The 18,914-nt window shown below is 61.4% G+C and carries 14 protein-coding genes; 5 read left to right on the forward strand and 9 right to left on the reverse strand.

Translation table 11 applies throughout. The features are described from left to right. Window positions 1-152: 152 nt before the first annotated feature. From mfd to BLO80_RS03960, 3 genes are read left to right on the forward strand one after another with little or no spacing between them, the layout of a single operon-like run. Complete coding sequence (gene mfd, locus BLO80_RS03950; protein WP_092326915.1) at window positions 153-3,602, forward strand: transcription-repair coupling factor; 3,450 nt, start codon at window positions 153-155, stop codon at window positions 3,600-3,602. Window positions 3,603-3,612: 10 nt separating this feature from the next. Continuing rightward, on the forward strand, window positions 3,613-4,179 hold the full coding sequence (locus BLO80_RS03955) for a CsiV family protein (protein ID WP_092326916.1): 567 nt from the start codon (window positions 3,613-3,615) through the stop codon (window positions 4,177-4,179). Window positions 4,180-4,190: 11 nt separating this feature from the next. Next, window positions 4,191-6,884, forward strand: coding sequence for a DEAD/DEAH box helicase (locus BLO80_RS03960; protein ID WP_092326917.1), 2,694 nt, complete (start codon window positions 4,191-4,193; stop codon window positions 6,882-6,884). Between the two features lie 152 nt (window positions 6,885-7,036). Here the strand turns inward: BLO80_RS03960 and nagZ are convergent, their stop codons facing one another. Continuing rightward, window positions 7,037-8,035, reverse strand: a complete 999-nt coding sequence (nagZ, locus tag BLO80_RS03965) for a beta-N-acetylhexosaminidase (RefSeq protein WP_175459450.1) — start codon at window positions 8,033-8,035, stop codon at window positions 7,037-7,039. 183 nt (window positions 8,036-8,218) lie between these two features. Beyond that, window positions 8,219-8,926, reverse strand: coding sequence for a TetR/AcrR family transcriptional regulator (locus BLO80_RS03970; RefSeq protein ID WP_013692622.1), 708 nt, complete (start codon window positions 8,924-8,926; stop codon window positions 8,219-8,221). 241 nt (window positions 8,927-9,167) lie between these two features. On the opposite strand from BLO80_RS03970, the gene lexA reads away from it, so the two are divergent. Then, the gene (lexA, locus tag BLO80_RS03975; protein ID WP_003199651.1) at window positions 9,168-9,776 is read left to right on the forward strand and encodes a transcriptional repressor LexA; all 609 of its coding nucleotides are present in this window, start codon (window positions 9,168-9,170) and stop codon (window positions 9,774-9,776) included. Between the two features lie 10 nt (window positions 9,777-9,786). Further along, window positions 9,787-10,260 (forward strand): SOS-induced cell division inhibitor SulA, encoded by a 474-nt coding sequence (gene sulA, locus BLO80_RS03980; protein WP_060738408.1) that lies wholly within the window; start codon window positions 9,787-9,789, stop codon window positions 10,258-10,260. 71 nt (window positions 10,261-10,331) lie between these two features. Here sulA and BLO80_RS03985 read toward each other — a convergent pair whose 3' ends face one another. The 7 genes from BLO80_RS03985 to BLO80_RS04015 form a co-directional block, all read right to left on the reverse strand. Then, a complete protein-coding gene (locus tag BLO80_RS03985; RefSeq protein ID WP_003183419.1) occupies window positions 10,332-10,565 on the reverse strand; it encodes a hypothetical protein in 234 nt (77 codons plus the stop codon). Between the two features lie 106 nt (window positions 10,566-10,671). Next, on the reverse strand, window positions 10,672-11,196 hold the full coding sequence (locus BLO80_RS03990) for a DUF6586 family protein (RefSeq protein WP_092326920.1): 525 nt from the start codon (window positions 11,194-11,196) through the stop codon (window positions 10,672-10,674). Between the two features lie 229 nt (window positions 11,197-11,425). Further along, the gene (gene topA / locus BLO80_RS03995; protein ID WP_092326921.1) at window positions 11,426-14,038 is read right to left on the reverse strand and encodes a type I DNA topoisomerase; all 2,613 of its coding nucleotides are present in this window, start codon (window positions 14,036-14,038) and stop codon (window positions 11,426-11,428) included. A gap of 115 nt (window positions 14,039-14,153) precedes the next feature. After that, entirely contained in the window at window positions 14,154-14,390 is a 237-nt protein-coding gene (locus BLO80_RS04000; protein WP_092326923.1) for a DUF1653 domain-containing protein, read from the reverse strand. 108 nt (window positions 14,391-14,498) lie between these two features. Further along, window positions 14,499-15,674: an acetyl-CoA C-acyltransferase FadA gene (gene fadA / locus BLO80_RS04005; RefSeq protein WP_024618393.1), complete on the reverse strand. Its 1,176-nt coding sequence runs from the start codon at window positions 15,672-15,674 to the stop codon at window positions 14,499-14,501. Between the two features lie 30 nt (window positions 15,675-15,704). Next, complete coding sequence (gene fadB, locus BLO80_RS04010) at window positions 15,705-17,852, reverse strand: fatty acid oxidation complex subunit alpha FadB (protein WP_092197357.1); 2,148 nt, start codon at window positions 17,850-17,852, stop codon at window positions 15,705-15,707. 584 nt (window positions 17,853-18,436) lie between these two features. Then, entirely contained in the window at window positions 18,437-18,874 is a 438-nt protein-coding gene (locus tag BLO80_RS04015; protein ID WP_092326924.1) for a hypothetical protein, read from the reverse strand. Window positions 18,875-18,914 lie beyond the last annotated feature (40 nt).

Below are 18,914 nucleotides of genomic sequence, written 5' to 3' on the forward strand. Positions count from 1 at the left end.
GGGGCTACATTATGCCGCCGAGTCCTCGGCGGAGCAATGCGCACCCGTCGCGCCGTGGTTTTCCTGCCGACCTGGGTAGTCTGCGACTGACAGCAGCCCCCTTCCCCCGCTACAATTGTCGACTTTGTCGCAATGCTGGAGCTCAATCTTCCGTGCCCGTTCTGCGTCTTCCGCTTCTCCCTGCCGCGGCAGGTAAACAGCACTGGGGCAACCTGCCCGGTGCCGCCCTGAGCCTGGCCATCGCCGAGGCTGCCAGCGCTGCAAAGCGTTTTACCCTGCTGCTGACCGCCGACAGCCAAAGCGCCGAACGGTTGGAACAGGAGCTGAGTTTTTTCGCTCCGGATTTGCCGGTCTTGCATTTCCCGGACTGGGAAACCCTGCCCTACGATCTGTTTTCACCGCACCAGGACATCATTTCCCAGCGAATAGCCAGCCTTTATCGGCTGCCGGAGCTCAGTCATGGCGTTTTGGTAGTGCCGATCACCACGGCCCTACATCGCCTGGCCCCGACCCAATTCCTGCTCGGCAGCAGCCTGGTGCTGGACATCGGCCAGAAGCTCGACGTCGAGCAAATGCGCACCCGCCTCGAGGCTAGTGGCTATCGTTGTGTCGACACGGTGTACGAGCACGGCGAGTTCGCGGTGCGTGGCGCCTTGATCGACCTGTTCCCGATGGGCAGCAAACTGCCGTATCGCATCGACCTGTTCGATGACGAAATCGAGACCCTGCGCACCTTCGACCCGGAAAACCAGCGCTCCATCGACAAAGTGCAGTCGATCCGCCTGTTGCCGGCCAAGGAATTCCCGCTGCAGAAAGACGCCGTGACCCGTTTCAAGGCGCGCTTTCGCGAGCGCTTCGATGTGGATTTCCGCCGCTGCCCGATCTTCCAGGACCTGAGCAGCGGAATCACCCCCGCCGGCATCGAGTACTACCTGCCGCTGTTTTTCGAAGAAACCTCCACCCTGTTCGATTACCTGCCCCAGGACACCCAGGTGTTTTCCCTGCCGGGCATCGAGCAGGCGGCGGAAAACTTCTGGAACGACGTGCGCAACCGCTACGAAGAGCGTCGCGTCGATCCTGCCCGTCCTTTATTGCCACCGGCCGAGCTATTCCTGCCGGTGGAAGACTGCTTTGCCCGCCTCAAGAGTTGGCCACGGGTGGTGGCGAGTCAGCAGGACGTGGAAACCGGCGTTGGCCGTGAGCGCTTCCCGGCCAGAGCATTGCCGGACCTGGCCATCGAAGCCAAGGCCACGCAACCACTGGCGGCACTGGCGGGCTTTCTCGACGCATTCCCCGGTCGCGTCCTGTTCACCGCTGAGTCCGCGGGGCGTCGCGAAGTGCTGTTGGAACTGCTCGAACGCCTGAAGCTGCGGCCGAAGACGGTGGACAGCTGGCCGGACTTCGTCGCCGGCAAGGATCGCCTGGCGATCACCATCGCGCCGTTGAACGACGGCCTGGTCCTGGATGACCCGGCCCTGGCACTGGTGGCGGAAAGTCCTTTGTTCGGCCAGCGCGTCATGCAGCGCCGCCGTCGCGAGAAACGCGCCGACGCCGCCAACGACGCCGTCATCAAGAACCTCACCGAACTGCGCGAAGGCGCGCCGGTGGTGCATATCGACCACGGCGTGGGCCGCTACCTGGGCCTGGCGACCCTGGAAATCGACAACCAGGCCGCCGAGTTCCTGACCCTGGAATACGCCGAGGGCGCCAAGCTCTACGTGCCGGTGGCGAACCTGCACCTGATCGCCCGCTACACCGGCAGCGACGACGCCCTCGCCCCGCTGCATCGCCTGGGCTCGGAAACCTGGCAGAAAGCCAAGCGCAAGGCGGCCGAACAGGTGCGCGACGTGGCCGCCGAACTGCTGGACATTTACGCCCGTCGCGCCGCCCGCGAGGGCTACGCCTTCGCCGATCCGAAAGCCGACTACGAGACCTTCAGCGCCGGTTTCCCGTTCGAAGAAACCGTCGACCAGCAGACCACCATCGAAGCCGTGCGCGCCGACATGCTCGCGCCCAAGCCCATGGACCGGCTGGTATGCGGCGACGTGGGCTTCGGCAAGACCGAAGTGGCGATGCGCGCCGCGTTCATTGCCGTGCACGGTGGCAAGCAGGTGGCGATCCTGGTCCCGACCACCCTGCTCGCCCAGCAGCACTACAACAGTTTCCGCGACCGCTTCGCCGACTGGCCGGTGACCGTGGAAGTGATGAGCCGCTTCAAATCCACCAAGGAAGTGAACGCCGCCGTGGCCGAACTGGCCGAGGGCAAGATCGACATCGTCATCGGCACGCACAAGCTGCTGCAGGACGACGTGAAGATCAAGAACCTGGGGCTGGTGATCATCGACGAAGAACACCGTTTTGGCGTGCGCCAGAAAGAACAGCTCAAGGCCCTGCGCAGCGAAGTCGACATCCTGACCCTGACCGCCACGCCGATCCCCCGCACGCTGAACATGGCGGTGTCGGGCATGCGCGACCTGTCGATCATCGCCACGCCGCCGGCCCGGCGCCTGTCGGTGCGCACCTTTGTCATGGAGCAGAACAAAAGCACCGTCAAGGAAGCCCTGCTGCGTGAGCTGCTGCGTGGTGGTCAGGTCTATTACCTGCACAACGACGTGAAGACCATCGAGAAATGCGCCGCCGACCTGGCCGAACTGGTGCCGGAAGCGCGCATCGGCATCGGCCACGGGCAGATGCGCGAACGTGAACTCGAACAGGTGATGAGCGACTTCTACCACAAGCGCTTCAACGTGCTGATCGCCTCGACCATCATCGAGACCGGCATCGACGTGCCGAGCGCCAACACCATCATCATCGAGCGCGCCGACAAATTCGGCCTGGCCCAGCTGCACCAGTTGCGCGGCCGGGTCGGTCGTAGCCACCACCAGGCCTATGCCTACCTGTTGACGCCACCGCGCCAGCAGATCACCCCGGATGCGGAAAAGCGCCTGGAAGCCATCGCTAACACCCAGGACCTCGGCGCCGGTTTCGTGCTGGCCACCAACGACCTGGAAATCCGTGGCGCCGGCGAATTGCTCGGCGACGGCCAGAGTGGCCAGATCCAGGCCGTCGGCTTCACCCTGTACATGGAAATGCTCGAACGGGCGGTCAAGTCGATCCGCAAGGGCGAACAGCCGAACCTCGATCAACCCCTGGGCGGCGGGCCGGAAATCAATCTGCGAGTGCCAGCGTTGATCCCGGAAGACTACCTGCCGGACGTCCACGCACGACTGATTCTCTACAAACGCATCGCCTCGGCCAGCGACGAGGAAGGCCTCAAGGACCTGCAGGTGGAGATGATCGACCGCTTCGGCCTGCTGCCGGAGCCGACCAAAAACCTGGTGCGCACTACGCTGCTCAAGCTCAAGGCCGAGCAACTGGGCATCAAGAAAGTCGATGGCGGCCCCAACGGCGGCCGGATCGAGTTCGAAGCCCAGACCCCGGTCGACCCGCTGGTGCTGATCAAGTTGATCCAGGGCCAGCCCAAACGCTACAAATTCGAAGGGGCCACGATGTTCAAATTCATGGTGCCCATGGAACGCGCGGAAGAGCGTTTCAACACCGTAGAGGCGCTGTTCGAGCGCCTCACTCCGACCACTGCTTGAAGGACGCCCCATGCGCCTGTTTCGCTCACTGACCTTGTTGTTGACCCTGGTCGCTCCCCTGGCGTTTGCCGACGACCTGTATCAGGTTGAAATGATTCTGGTCCGGCAGAACGCGGAGCCGGCGATTGTCAGCCGCGCCGCGCCGGAAGACTGGGACGCCGGTGCGCAACGCCTCGGCGCGGACAGCCAGCGCACGCCAGCCCTGGGCAACATCGTCGAGAAACTCAGCGCCAGCGGCCAATACACGGTATTGATGCACAAGGCCTGGCAGCAGACGCTCGGTGAACAGGGCCGTAAAGTCGCCATCAGCGACGGTGTCGAACAGTTCGGACAATTCCCCATCGAGGGCACCCTGGAACTGAAACTGGGCCGCTTCACCGACGTGGATGCCGATTTCTGGATCAACCAGATCGACGCCAATGGCCTGGTCACCGCCAGCGAGCGCCTCAAACAGCAGAGCCATACCAAAAATGGCCAACTGAATTTCCTCGATAACGGTCACCTCGGCCTGCTGATCAAGATCACCTCGCTGACCGCGCCCGCGCCACGGCAGGCACCTGAAGTCATTCCGGACTGATTGGCGCGCCTATGCCCTCGCCCCTGAGCAAACCCCTGGCACCTTCCTGGGTCAATCGATTCAAGGAACAGAGCTTGGAGCGCGGGCGCCGTTATGCGCTGGAAAACCGCGTCAGGATCGTCGAGGCCGGCGACAGCACCATCACCGCCAGTTGCGAAGGCTCTGGCGGCAACGTCTACCGTCAGACCATTCGCCTTAAAGAGTCAGCCAAGGGCGCGTTGATTCTGCTCGAAGCCGCGTGCTCCTGCCCGGTGCGCATCAACTGCAAGCACTGCGCGGCGGTGTTGCTGCAAGTCCAGGAAACCCTGGCCTACCCGGCCGCCGAAAAAGACGCGCAATTGCTGGAAAAACTCCAGGCCGTGCTGGACAACCGCAGCCCCAAGGCCCCACCGCAAGTGCTGGTGGACAACGTACAACCGGTGCCACGCCTGTGGCTGGCCAGTATCGAGTTCAGCGCCTTCGAGCCACGCAACGGCAAGATGCAACGCTACATCCAGCACCGCGCCGCCTTGTCCTTCAGCTATCTGGACGAGTACGTCAGCGGCCAGCGCAACACCGACGTGCTGATTCGCCAGGAAACCCAGACGTTGCGGATAAAACGCCACACCGATGTGGAACAGTCCTACCGCGAACAGCTGCGAATCCTCGGCTTCAAGGTCGCGACCCGACAAAGCAAGGCCCTGCCGGAAAGCGCTGGCGAACTGTACGAAATGGTCAACGACAGTGCCTGGCTGACGTTCACCCTCAACGACCTGCCGAAACTGCGCACCCAGGGCTGGGAATTGCAGATCGACGAGGACTTCGGCTTCGACCTGACGGCCGTGGACGAGTGGTACGCCACGGTCGAGGAAACACCGGAACGGGATTGGTTCGACCTGGAACTGGGGATTATCGTCAACGGCGAGCGCCTGAGCCTGCTGCCGATCCTGTTGAACCTGATGCGCTCGCACATCGAGTTGTTCAACCCGGAACGCCTGGCCAGGCGCCGGGACGATGAACTGATTCTGGTCAACCTGCCCAACCGTCCAAACTCGGAGTTCGGCCCGCAGCAGGTGGCCCTGCCCTATGGCCGGCTGAAACCGGTGCTGGCGACCCTGGGCGAGTTCTACCTGCAAGAGCCCGGCACCACCAAACTGCGCCTCAACAGCGCGGACGCCTTGCGCCTGAACCCGCTGCAGGACATGCCACTGACCTGGGAAGGTGGCGAACACATTCGCGGCCTGGCCCAGCGCCTGCGGGACATCAAGGATTACACCACCACCGCGCCGGAAGGGCTAAACGCGACGCTACGGCCTTATCAACTCGAAGGCTTGAGCTGGATGCAGTCACTGCGGCAGCTGGAAGTCGGCGGCATCCTCGCGGACGACATGGGCCTGGGTAAAACCCTACAGACCCTGGCGCACATTCTCAGCGAAAAGAACGCCGGGCGCCTCGATCGCCCGTGCATGGTGGTGATGCCCACCAGCCTGATCCCCAACTGGCTCGACGAGGCCGCTCACTTCACGCCGCAACTCAAGGTACTGGCCCTGTATGGCGCCGGGCGCAAAAAGCATTTCGAACGACTGGCCGATTACGACCTGGTCCTCACCACCTATGCCCTGCTACCCAAGGATGTCGAGCGCCTGGCCGCGCAGCCATTGCACGTGCTGATCCTCGATGAAGCCCAGTACATCAAGAACCCCACCAGCAAAGCCGCCCAGGCCGCCCGCGAGCTGAACGCCCGCCAGCGGCTGTGCCTGTCCGGTACCCCCCTGGAAAACCACCTGGGCGAACTGTGGTCATTGTTTCACTTCCTGCTGCCGGGCTGGCTCGGGGACGTCAAGAGTTTCAACCGCGATTACCGCGTACCGATCGAAAAGCGCGGCAGCGATGTACGACTGCAGCACCTCAACGGTCGGATAAAACCCTTCCTGCTGCGCCGGACCAAGGAACAAGTGGCGACAGAACTGCCGCCCAAGACCGAGATCATCCATTGGGTCGAACTCAGCGACGCCCAGCGGGACGTCTACGAAACCATGCGCCTGGCGATGGACAAGAAGGTCCGCGACGAGATCACTCGCAAAGGCGTGGCCCGCAGCCAGATCATCATTCTCGAGGCGCTGCTTAAGCTGCGCCAGGTGTGTTGCGACCTGCGCCTGATCAACGACACCACCCTGCCCGCCCGAGGCAGTACCTCGGGCAAGCTCGACAGCCTGATGGAAATGCTCGACGAGCTGTTTGAAGAAGGCCGTCGGGTGCTGCTGTTTTCCCAGTTCACGTCCATGTTGGCGCTGATTGAAGATGAGCTGAAGAAACGCGGCGTCGATTACGCCATCCTGACCGGCCAGACCCGGGACCGTCGCACGCCCGTCAAGGAATTCCAGAGTGGCAAGCGTCAGATCTTTCTGATCAGCCTGAAGGCCGGTGGCGTAGGCCTGAACCTGACCGAGGCCGACACGGTGATTCACTACGACCCGTGGTGGAACCCGGCCACCGAAAACCAGGCTACCGACCGTGCCTACCGCATCGGCCAGGAAAAGCCGGTGTTCGTCTACAAGCTGATAGCCCGAGGCACGGTGGAAGAGAAGATCCAACTGCTGCAAAAGGAAAAGTCCGACCTCGCGGCCGGCGTGCTGGACGGACGCGTGGCCGGAGATTGGAAATTGCAGAGCGACGATATCGAGGCGTTGTTCGCGCCGCTGCCGGACAAACTGGAAAAGCGCTGACCCCCTTCAATTCTTGTGGGAGCGAGCTTGCTCGCGATAGCGGTGGTTCAATGGGCGCAGATGTCGACTGTGCTGCCGTCATCGCGAGCAAGCTCGGCTCCCACAGGGCGTTGTGGTGCCCACATTACCTGGGTCCACTACATTGCTCAGCCCTAATCAATCAGCTGGGCTGCCCTCAGCGCGCCGAGCGCCGCCAACCAGCGAGGGTCCTGGCGGTATTCCGTGGAAGCATAGGCCTGGCCGCGCATACGGGCGATCCGCGCCGAAGGCTTGACCTTCAGGCGTTGAGCGGCGCCCAAGGCCAACTCCGCGGCGGCGCGATCATTACACACCAGCCCCATGTCGCAACCCGCCGTCAACGCCGCCTCGATACGACTGGCGGCATCACCGACCACATGCGCGCCGGCCATCGACAGGTCATCACTGAAGATCACGCCCTCGAATTGCAACTCGCCGCGCAGAATGTCCTGCAACCAGCGGCGGGAAAAACCGGCTGGATTGGCGTCAACCTGCGGATAGATGACATGGGCCGGCATCACGGCGGCCAGTTGCTTGCTCAGCCTGGCAAACGGTACCAGGTCGTTGGCCCGAATCTGTTCGAGGCTGCGCTCATCGGTCGGAATCGCCACATGGGAATCGGCCTCGGCCCAGCCATGCCCCGGGAAGTGTTTGCCGGTGGCTGCCATGCCGGCGGCGCGCATGCCACGGATGAAGGCACCGGCCAGCAACGCCGCACGCTCGGGGTCGCCTTCGAAGGAACGACTGCCGACGACAGCGCTGCGCTGATAGTCGAGATCCAGCACCGGGGCAAAACTCAAGTCGAGACCGACCGCCAGCACTTCGGTGGCCATGATCCAGCCGCACCGCTCGGCCAGGTATTCGGCGTTCGGGTTGTCGGCTATCGCCCGCATCGCCGGCAACCGCACAAAGCCCTGGCGCAGCCGCTGAACGCGGCCACCTTCCTGGTCCACCGCCAGTAAAAGGTCGGGACGGATGGCGCGGATCGACGCGCTCAGTTCACGCACTTGCCGCGGATGCTCGATATTGCGAGCAAAAATGATCAGGCCGCCTACTTCTGGCTGGCGCAACAGGTGGCGATCTTCGGCCGTCAGCCAGGTACCGGCGACGTCCACCATCAACGAGCCTTGCAGGCCAGCAGTCATAGCATTTCCTTAATAACGATGAACCCGCGCGGTGACACAGACATGAGCAAACTGCCAGGCCCAGGGCCCGGCAGGTCGCGGTCATGCACTAAAGAATGGAACGGGTTCGAAACGAGAGTCGGCATGGGCGGCTAGCTTAGCGGATGTGGGCAGCCGCGCCCACCCGTGCACTCAAGCCTTGGCCAGCGCCGGCGTCGATTTGCTGCGTGGACGCAGTTGCGCGGCCGCCATGGCCTCATCGGTGACGCCGCTTTCGGCACGCATGCCGGCCGCCAGGAACGGCACCATCAGGCGCATCACCTGCTCGATCGAGGTGTTCACGCCAAAATCGGTTTCAGCGATGGCCCGCAGTGCCTTGATCCCGGACATGCTGAACGCGGCGGCGCCGAGCATGAAGTGCACCCGCCAGAACAACTCGATGGGAGGGATGCGCGGTGCGGCTTCGTTGACCAACAGCATGTAGCGACGGAACACCTTGCCGTACATGTCTTCCAGGTAACGCCGCAGGTGGCCCTGGCTCTGGCTGAAGGCCAGGCCCAGCAGGCGCATGAAAATGGACAGGTCGTTACCGCTGCGCGGCTGCACGACGAGGGCTTGCTCGACCAGGATTTCCAGCAGCTCTTCCAGGGTAGGCTTGACGTCAGGCTTGGCCTGGCGCCGCTCCAGCTCACGATCGAGGCTGAGGCAGAAAGGCCCGAGGAAGCGCGAGAAGACCGCTTGGATCAAAGCCTTTTTCGAGCCGAAGTGATAGTTCACCGCCGCCAGGTTGACCCCGGCCTTGCTGGTGATCAGACGCAATGAGGTTTCGGCGAAACCTTTTTCCGCGAACAATTGCTCGGCGGCATCGAGAATGCGTTCAACGGTTTCCGACTGGGCCATGGTTACTCCGCCTGACAAACACTTGTTTGAAACATACGTTTCAGCCTAGGGGTTGTCAAGCCTGCCGGGGCGTTTTGCGAACGCCCGGTCACGTATTTAACCACACCTTTTCACAGGGGGTAGCCCTGCCCCATCCAACAACCCGACCGACCGTCCAGCGGCCTGTGGAAAAAGGAGGATTGCCAAGTGGCGTTCACTGTATATAATCCCAGTCACTGTATAAAAAGACAGAGCGATCAATATGCTAAAGCTGACGCCACGCCAAGCAGAGATTCTGGCCTTCATCAAACGCTGCCTCGAAGACAACGGCTACCCGCCGACCCGTGCGGAAATCGCCCAGGAACTGGGTTTCAAGTCGCCCAACGCCGCTGAAGAACACCTCAAGGCGCTGGCGCGCAAGGGCGCAATCGAAATGACCCCGGGCGCATCCCGTGGCATTCGTATCCCCGGCTTCGAAGCCAAGGCCGACGAAACCACCCTGCCGATCATCGGCCGGGTCGCGGCGGGCGCACCGATCCTTGCCCAGCAGCACGTCGAAGAGTCCTGCAACATCAACCCTTCGTTCTTTCATCCCCGGGCCGATTACCTGCTCCGTGTACACGGCATGAGCATGAAGGACATCGGCATCTTCGACGGTGACCTCCTGGCCGTCCACACCACCCGCGAAGCCCGCAATGGCCAGATCGTGGTGGCGCGAATCGGCGACGAGGTGACCGTCAAGCGCTTCAAGCGCGACGGCAGCAAGGTCTGGCTCATTGCCGAGAACCCGGAGTTCGCCCCCATCGAAGTGAACCTGAAAGATCAGGACCTGGTCATCGAAGGCTTGAGCGTCGGCGTCATTCGCCGCTAAAGGAGGCTTTATGCAGTTCCCTCACACACCACAACACACACAACTTCCGCTGTTCGAGGCATTCATGGCCCAACCGCTGGTTCCAGTCCTGAAAGAGGTCATCGAATCGCCCTGGGGCGTCGAACCCGAGGCCTTCAGCGAACTGTCGTTACGTGGTGCGGCCGGAAACTGCCTGAACCTGCTGGCGCCGATTCTGCGAGAACTCAGCCAGGACCAGGATGCTCGCTGGTTGACGCTGATCGCCCCACCGGCCAGCGTTACCCAGGCCTGGCTGCGGGACGCCGGCCTGAACCGTGAGCGCATCCTGTTGCTGCAACCACGCGGCACCCAAAGCGCCCAACAGTTGACTTGCGAGGCCTTGCGCCTGGGCCGTAGCCACACCGTGGTCAGCTGGCTCAACCCATTGACCACGGCCGCACGGCAACAGTTGATCAGCGCCGCCCGCACCGGGGACGCACAAAGCCTGAATATTCGATTGGGCTAAGACAAACGCGGGGCTTCTCCAAAGTAGAGAAGCCGACCAGCCACACTATTCAAAAAAGCCGACAGACGGGATCAGTGAAGAACCCGCGGCCCCTCTTCCTTGTTGAATTCGCCTTCAACCAGGCGACCTGCCATCTGGACGCCCACGCTCAGCATCGCCTTGGCGACTTCGACGTGTTGGCCCTGGAGGAAAACCTTGGCGTCTTCGGAGAAGTTCAAGGTAACCAGAGAACCCTCGTCCTCGGCCCTGCGCAGCTCGATGCGGCCATCAGGAAGTTCGACAATTTCTAGAAAGGACGTAGGCATAAAAGTCTGTTCTCCACGAAAGGCGAGGATTATATAGTCATCGGCCAGGCTCCGCTCGGGATCTTGACCAAGCGTTATCAACGAACGTAACGGGCCGAGGGGAAACTCAGCACTCGTTCAACCCTTCACGAAAGCGTATCGCCAGGCTCTTGAGGTTCTGGCGCCAGCTCTCCAGTTCCTCCCGGCTCAGCTCCTGCTCCGGGTCTTGCTCATCCAGATTGACCGCCACGATCAACGGTTGGGTCACGTCCCCCTTGGGCTTGCGCGGGGCCCGGGGCGGCTCGAACAGCGCCGCATGGGCCGCCAATAGCTTCGCAAGCCAGGTTTCCGGGTTATGCGCCAGTTCGACCATTTCGGCCAGTTCCGGAATCGCGATGGTTTCCAGCACTTCGCGGGTCAACAGCAGCTCGGCCCGCGGGGCATTCGCTTGTGGCAGGAGATAGAAACCGGCGATTTCATGGCACAGCCCCAACAACGCACCGTACAGGTGAAACAGCGCGGACTCACGTCCTGCCTGGAGCAGCGCCGGGGAATTCATCGTACGCCCGTCCTCGGCCCTGGTGAGTGCTTCGAGCGACAGGCCGGCGAAATAGATTTTCTGATTGGTGCGGGTATAGAGTTCGTGGGCCATGGCGGCATCTCCCCAACGAAATGAAAGCTTCACGCAAGTGCGACAGTGTCGTGGATCAACCGCGGCCACTGCAAGCCAAAAACAAAAAGGCCGCATGAAAACCTATGGGTTGTCATGCGGCCTTTTTGTCAGGTCCATGCGGATTTAGCGATTGTAGAGGGCGGCTGCGCCGCCAGCGGGAGCAAGCTCCCTCGCCACAAGCGCCCCCCCTCCAGACAAGCCCTGGCGATCAGCGCTTGTCTTCAACGGTCCATTTACCGCCATCGTAGTACGCCTTCCAACCGGTCGGCTTGCCGTCGACTTCGGTCTGCACGTACTGCTCCTTGGTCTTGCGGCTGTAGCGAATGACCGCAGGGCGCCCGTCCGGATCCTTCTGCGGTGCCTCACAGAGGAAATGGTACTTCGGATCGATCTCATCCTTGTGCGGGAGGATTTCCATCACCAACGGTGCACGGGTCTCGCGGTTTTTCGGGAACTGGCTGGCTGCCAGGAACAGGCCGGAAGCGCCGTCACGCAAGATATAGGTGTCGTTGACCTTCTCGCACTTGAGCTCCGGCATTTTCACCGGGTCCATCTTCGGCGGCGCCGCATCACCGCTCTTGAGCAGTTTGCGCGTGTTTTTGCAGGTCGGGTTGGTGCAGCCGAAGAACTTGCCGAAACGGCCGGTCTTGAGCTGCATCTCGCTGCCACACTTGTCGCATTCCAGGCTCGGGCCTTCGTAACCCTTGATGCGATAAGTGCCCTCTTCAATCTCGTAGCCGGCACAGTCCGGATTGTTACCGCAGATGTGCAGCTTGCGCTTCTCATCCAGCAGGTAGGCATCCATCGCGGTGCTGCAGATCGGGCAGCGATGCTTGCCACGCAGCACCAGGGATTCCGATTCGCCCTCGTCGTCCGCGGCGATTTCATCGCCCGGCACCAGGTTGACCGTCGCCTTGCAGCGTTCCTTGGGCGGCAGGCTGTAGCCCGAGCAGCCGAGGAAGACACCGGTCGAGGCGGTACGGATTTGCATCGGGCGGCCGCAGGTCAGGCACGGGATGTCGGTCATGACCGGCTGGTTGGCCCGCATGCCGTTGTCCGGGCTCTCCGCCACTTCAAGTTTTTTCTTGAAGTCGCCGTAGAACTCGTCGAGAACGTTTTTCCAGTCCCGCTCGCCCTGGGCCACATCGTCGAGGTTCTCTTCCATGCCGGCGGTGAAGCCGTAGTCCATCAGGTTCGAGAAGCTCTCGGACAAACGCTCGGTGACGATGTCACCCATCTTTTCCGAATAGAAACGACGGTTGTGCAGCGCCACATAACCGCGGTCCTGGATGGTGGAAATGATGGCGGCGTAGGTCGAAGGACGACCGATGCCACGCTTTTCCATTTCCTTGACCAGGCTGGCTTCGGAGTAACGGGCCGGCGGCTTGGTGAAGTGCTGGGTCGGATCGAGCTTGATCAGCTTCATCACGTCGCCCTGGGTCATGTCCGGCAGGACGTCGTCATCCCCAGGCTTGGTGATTTGCGGCATGACGCGGGTGTAGCCGTCGAACTTCAGGATGCGGCCCTTGGCACGCAACTCGAAGTCACCGGCACCGACGCTGACCGTGGTCGACAGGTATTGCGCCGGCAGCATCTGGCAAGCCAGGAACTGGCGCCAGATCAGCTCGTAGAGACGCTCGGCATCGCGCTCCATGCCCGACAGCTTGCTTGGCTCAGTGTTGGCATCGGACGGACGAATCGCTTCGTGAGCCTCCTGCGCGCCTTCCTTGCTGCTGTAGACGTTCGGCGTGTCCGGCAGGTACTTCTTGCCGAACTCGCTTTCTATATAAGTGCGCGCCATCGCCACGGCATCGGCCGACAGGTTGGTCGAGTCGGTACGCATATAGGTGATGTAGCCGGCTTCGTACAGACGCTGGGCCATCATCATGGTTTTCTTCACGCCAAAGCCCAGGCGGTTGCTTGCGGCCTGTTGCAGCGTGGAGGTGATGAACGGCGCCGACGGCTTGCTGCTGGTCGGCTTGTCTTCGCGCTTGACGATGCTGTAGCTGGAAGCCTTGAGCTTCTCCAGCGCCGCCATGGCCTGGGCTTCGTTGAGCGGCTTGAAGGCCTCGCCCTTCTCGCGGGCCACGTCGAAGCGCACGGTCGCGCCCTTGGTGGTGCCGAGGTCGGCGTGGACTTCCCAGTACTCTTCAGGGATGAACGCGCGGATCTCGCGCTCGCGCTCCACCACCAGCTTCACGGCGACCGACTGTACGCGACCAGCCGACAGGCCACGGGCGATCTTGGCCCACAGCAGCGGCGAGACCATGTAGCCCACCACGCGGTCGAGGAAACGACGCGCCTGCTGGGCGTTGACCCGATCGATATCCAGCTCGCCTGGCTGGGAGAAGGCTTCCTGGATGGCCTTCTTGGTAATTTCGTTGAACACCACGCGCTTGTAGCGGCTGTCATCCCCACCGATGGCTTCGCGCAGGTGCCAGGCAATGGCTTCCCCTTCGCGGTCCAAGTCCGTCGCGAGATAGATGGTGTCGGCATCCTTGGCGAGCCGGCGCAGCTCTTCGATGACCTTTTCCTTGCCCGGGAGGATCTCGTACTTGGCTTTCCAGCCGTGCTCCGGATCGACCCCCATGCGTGAGACCAGCTGCTTGCGCGCCTTGTCCTTGGGCGACAGCGCCGGCGCTTCACCGGCAGCAGCCTTGCCGCGCTTGGCGGCTGGCTCCTTGCTGGCGCTAGCCGAACCGCTGGTGGGCAGGTCTCGGATATGGCCGATACTCGACTTCACCACGTATTGGTTGCCCAGATACTTGTTGATGGTCTTGGCCTTAGCCGGGGATTCCACAATGACCAGCGATTTGCCCATGGATCAGAAAATTCCTGAATTCTAAAAAGTGAAAGGCGGTTGGCGCCTGACGCGGCACCGCTATATATAGTGGCTGCAAGGTGAGGTCAAGCGCAGGGTGACCCGCAGGTTGGCCTCAAGGCTTGGAAAAAATGCTCTCCTCGGCCTGCACCAAAGCAAAGCGTGGCACCTGTTCGCCGTCAACCTCGACGGACTCCTGGAACATGCTCAAGGGACGCACCCAAAAGCCGTAATCGCCATACAGGGCTTGATAGAACACCACTTCTTCTTCGCTCTCGGAATGCCGCGCGATGCTGAATACGCGGTACTGCGGACCTTTGTAATGCTGGTAGAGCCCAGGTTGTATCGGCATGTCTTGGCCCTCACTCAAATCTTTTCAAAATAAAAACAAAATTTTTCTACTAAACCCGGAAAAAACAAAAACCGGGGCACTTGGCCCCGGCTTCCATCGACGCAACGCTTAGACGCGTTCGAAGACAGTGGCGATGCCCTGGCCGAGGCCAATGCACATGGTGGACACACCGAAGGTGCCGCCATTCTGCTTCATGACGTTGAGCAGCGTGCCGGAGATACGCGCACCGGAGCAACCGAACGGGTGACCCAGGGCGATCGCGCCGCCGTGCAGGTTAACCTTCTCGTTCATCTTGTCGAGCACTTTCAAATCTTTCAGCACGGGCAGGGCCTGTGCAGCGAAAGCTTCGTTGAGCTCGAAGAAGTCGATATCGGCAATACCCAGGCCTGCGCGCTTCAAGGCTTTCTGCGTGGCCGGTACTGGACCATAGCCCATGATCGCCGGGTCCACACCCGCCACGGCCATCGAACGAATCACCGCCATCGGCTGGATCCCCAGGTCCTGGGCACGCTGGGCCGACATCACGATCATGCACGAGGCACCGTCGGTGATCTGCGACGAAGTCCCGGCTGTCACGGTGCCGCCCTTCGGATTGAAGGCCGGCTTGAGGGCCGCCAGGCTTTCCAGGGTGGTTTCCGGACGAATGGTTTCGTCGTAGTCGAACAGTTTCAGGAAACCGTTCTCGTCGTAGCCCTGCATCGGGATGATCTCATCCTTGAACTTGCCCTCAACGGTGGCCTTGTGGGCGAGCTGGTGGGAGCGCACGCCGAAGGCGTCCTGCTGTTCGCGGGTGATGCCGTGCATTTTGCCCAGCATTTCCGCAGTCAGGCCCATCATGCCCGAGGCTTTTGCCGCGTACAGCGACATGTGCGGGTTCGGATCGACGCCGTGCATCATGCTCACGTGGCCCATGTGCTCGACACCACCGACGACGAACACATCACCGTTGCCGGTCATGATCGCCTGGGCGGCGGTGTGCAGTGCGCTCATGGACGAACCGCACAGGCGGCTGACAGTCTGGCCCGCCGCGGTGTGAGGAATCTGGGTCATCAGCGAGGCCATGCGGGCGATGTTCCAGCCCTGCTCCAGGGTCTGGTTCACACAGCCCCAGATCACGTCTTCGACTTCGTTGGGGTCGACCTTGACGTTGCGCTCCAGCAGCTTGCTGATCAGGTGCGCCGACATGTCTTCGGCGCGGGTGTTGCGGTGCATGCCGCCCTTGGAGCGGCCCATCGGCGTACGACCGAAGTCGACAATCACGACGTCTCTAGGATTCAAGCTCATAAATGTTCTCTCGCTCTAGTCGTTGGGCGCTTAACCGAAGAAACGCTGGCCGTTCTTGGCCATCTCACGCAGCTTCGCGGTCGGGTGGTACAGCGCGCCCAGATCAGCGTACTGGTCAGCCAGGGCAACGAACTCGGCCACACCGATCGAATCGATGTAACGCAGCGCACCGCCACGGAATGGAGGGAAACCGATACCGTAGACCAGACCCATGTCGGCTTCGGCGGCGGTTTCGACAATGCCGTCTTCCAGGCAGCGCACGGTTTCGAGGCACAGCGGGATCATCATCCAGTTGATGATGTCCTCGTCGGTGACTTCGCGCTGTTCGTAGACGATCGGCTTGAGCACTTCCAGCACCGACGAGTCGGCGACTTTCTTCTGCTTGCCGCGCTTGTCGGTCTCGTAGGCGTAGAAGCCCTTGCCGTTCTTCTGGCCCAGGCGCTTGGCTTCGTAGAGCACGTCGACGGCCGAACGACGGTCGTCCTTCATACGGTCCGGGAAGCCTTCAGCCATGACATCGCGACCGTGGTGGCCGGTGTCGATGCCGACCACGTCCATCAGGTACGCCGGGCCCATCGGCCAGCCGAATTTTTCCATGATCTTGTCGATGCGCACGAAGTCCACACCGGCGCTGACCAGCTTGGCGAAACCGCCGAAGTACGGAAACAGCACGCGGTTGACCAAAAAGCCCGGGCAGTCGTTGACGACGATCGGGTTCTTGCCCATTTTCTTGGCGTAGGCCACGGTGGTGGCTACGGCCAGTTCGCTGGACTTCTCGCCACGGATCACTTCCACCAGCGGCATCATGTGCACCGGGTTGAAGAAGTGCATGCCGACGAAGTTTTCAGGACGCTTGAGAGCCTTGGCCAGCAGCGAAATGGAGATGGTCGAGGTGTTCGAGGCGAGGATGGTGTCCTCTTTGACTTTGTCTTCGACTTCAGCCAGTACCGCCTGCTTGACCTTCGGGTTCTCGACAACCGCTTCGACCACCAGGTCGACATGGCCGAAATCGCCATAGGACAGGGTCGGACGAATGCCGTTGAGCACTTCGGCCATCTTCGCGGCGGTCATGCGGCCTTTGTCGACGCGGCCGACCAGCAGCTTGGCGGCCTCGGCCAGGCCCTGCTCGATCCCGTGTTCGTTGATGTCCTTCATCAGGATCGGCGTGCCTTTGGACGCCGACTGGTAGGCGATGCCGCCGCCCATGATACCGGCGCCGAGCACGGCCGCCTGCTTCACGTCACGGGCGATTTCGTCGTAGGCCTTGGCCTTTTTCTTCAGTTCCTGGTCGTTGAGGAACAGACCGATCAGGCTTTGCGCGGCCGAGGTCTTGGCCAGCTTGACGAAGCCGGCGGCCTCGACTTCCAAGGCCTTGTCGCGACCGAAGTTCGCGGCTTTCTGGATGGTCTTGATCGCTTCGACCGGTGCCGGGTAATTCGGGCCTGCCTGACCGGCCACGAAACCCTTGGCGGTTTCGAAGGCCATCATTTGTTCGATGGCGTTGAGCTTGAGCTTCTCCAGCTTCGGCTGGCGCTTGGCCTTGTAGTCGAACTCGCCGCTGATGGCACGCTTGATGGTTTCAAGGGCCGCTTCCTGGAGCTTGCCAGGTTCGACCACGGCATCCACGGCACCGACTTTCAGCGCGTCTTCGGCACGGTTTTCCTTGCCAGCGGCAATCCACTCGATAGCGTTGTCGGCACCGATCAGGCGCGGCAGGCGCACGGTGCCGCCAAAGCCCGGGTAGATGCCCAGCTTGACTTCCGGCAGGCCGATCTTGGCCGTGGTGGCCATGACGCGGTAATCCGCCGCCAGGCACATCTCCAGGCCGCCACCCAGGGCGATGCCGTTGATCGCCGCGACGGTTGGTACGTTGAGGTCTTCGAAATCGCTGAAAATACGGTTGGCTTCGAGGTTGCCAGCGATCAGTTCGGCATCGGGCAGCTTGAAGTTGTCGACGAATTCGGTGATGTCGGCACCAACGATGAACACGTCCTTGCCGCTGCTGACGATCACACCCTTGATCGAAGCATCTGCCTTGATAGTGTCTACGGCCTGACGCAATTCATTCAGGGTTAGACGGTTGAACTTGTTGACGGACTCACCCTTGAGGTCGAATTTCAGTTCGACGATGCCACTTTCAAGAGCCTTAACCGTGATGGCTTTACCTTCGTAAATCATCAACTGATCTCCACGATATGGAAGCTGAACAGTACACGTTGGACGCTGACCACTGGTTCGACACTGACGTTACCGTCGATGCTACGCCAATCCGCCAGGCACACCCGTCAACGCGATAGTCGGGGTCTGTAGGAGCCGTCTGAAAATACAAACGCTCAATTCATACGCCCGTTTGATTTGGGTACGTCACCTTCACGGAATTTCCGACAATTGTCAATCGCCCTAAACACCGGCGTGAACGCGACTTTACGGTCATTTCCGTACCCTACGGATCCGCAACACGGCGCCGCATGAGCAGCCATTCATAGAATCAATAATTAGAAAAGTCGCCCTAATTCCAGACAGATCGGATCCAGCCGACTACGCTGTACGGGTGCGATTTGAATTTTGCGGAATGAAGGGCGCTGCGAACGCACGTCCTGACACGAAATGGATTACCGGCCTGCCTGGCCAACCCGCCCGATGAGACTGTCGGGCTTTTTTATGCCCGATGCAGGGGCTGCGATCCTTTTGATCTGTCACTCAAGATTCAATTGGGTCTGGAAGATCGCAGCCTCGCTGCGCTAGACAGCTCCTGCAGCGTTTCAGGCCAGCGCCTTCAGCACCGAGGAAATCTCCTGCAAAACACTCGCCTCGCCTTTCTCGCCCCAATACAAAGCGATCATTTGCCGGTCGGCTTCAATTTTGTAGACGTTGGCTGGCAATTTTTCGAAATGATTGAGCAGGGACTCATCCAGGCAGACTTCCCGCCACTGATTGGCCCAGACGCCCGGCGCAGTTTGCCAGTAGCTCCAGCAGGCCGGCTGGCTGCCGCGGCGAGGCCGATAATACTGGGCACAGGGGTTTGGCGGCTGTTGGCCGAGCCAGTGCGGCCACTCCTGTGGCGCCAGTTGCATGGCCAGGCCCAGGCGTCGCGCTTCCATGCGCAGGGCCATGCGACCGCTCTGTACACGGGACGGACGCAACCATGCCAGCGGACTTAACACCACCAACAGGATTGACAGCACTATCCAGACCGTCATATTCGTACTCCCCGATTCTGATGAGCCCATTGACCCAGGT

This window comes from Pseudomonas sp. NFACC56-3, assembly GCF_900100025.1.
Lineage (GTDB): Bacteria > Pseudomonadota > Gammaproteobacteria > Pseudomonadales > Pseudomonadaceae > Aquipseudomonas > Aquipseudomonas fluorescens_AA.

What these genes read in the sequence shown, in the direction of transcription:
- BLO80_RS03955 (WP_092326916.1), top strand. Translation starts at nt 3,613, where the DNA reads ATGCGCCTGTTTCGCTCACTGACCTTGTTGTTGACCCTGGTCGCTCCC.
- BLO80_RS03960 (WP_092326917.1), top strand. Translation starts at nt 4,191, where the DNA reads ATGCCCTCGCCCCTGAGCAAACCCCTGGCACCTTCCTGGGTCAATCGA.
- BLO80_RS03970 (WP_013692622.1), bottom strand. Translation starts at nt 8,926, where the DNA reads ATGGCCCAGTCGGAAACCGTTGAACGCATTCTCGATGCCGCCGAGCAA.
- lexA (WP_003199651.1), top strand. Translation starts at nt 9,168, where the DNA reads ATGCTAAAGCTGACGCCACGCCAAGCAGAGATTCTGGCCTTCATCAAA.
- sulA (WP_060738408.1), top strand. Translation starts at nt 9,787, where the DNA reads ATGCAGTTCCCTCACACACCACAACACACACAACTTCCGCTGTTCGAG.
- BLO80_RS03985 (WP_003183419.1), bottom strand. Translation starts at nt 10,565, where the DNA reads ATGCCTACGTCCTTTCTAGAAATTGTCGAACTTCCTGATGGCCGCATC.
- BLO80_RS03990 (WP_092326920.1), bottom strand. Translation starts at nt 11,196, where the DNA reads ATGGCCCACGAACTCTATACCCGCACCAATCAGAAAATCTATTTCGCC.
- topA (WP_092326921.1), bottom strand. Translation starts at nt 14,038, where the DNA reads ATGGGCAAATCGCTGGTCATTGTGGAATCCCCGGCTAAGGCCAAGACC.
- BLO80_RS04000 (WP_092326923.1), bottom strand. Translation starts at nt 14,390, where the DNA reads ATGCCGATACAACCTGGGCTCTACCAGCATTACAAAGGTCCGCAGTAC.
- fadA (WP_024618393.1), bottom strand. Translation starts at nt 15,674, where the DNA reads ATGAGCTTGAATCCTAGAGACGTCGTGATTGTCGACTTCGGTCGTACG.
- fadB (WP_092197357.1), bottom strand. Translation starts at nt 17,852, where the DNA reads ATGATTTACGAAGGTAAAGCCATCACGGTTAAGGCTCTTGAAAGTGGC.
- BLO80_RS04015 (WP_092326924.1), bottom strand. Translation starts at nt 18,874, where the DNA reads ATGACGGTCTGGATAGTGCTGTCAATCCTGTTGGTGGTGTTAAGTCCG.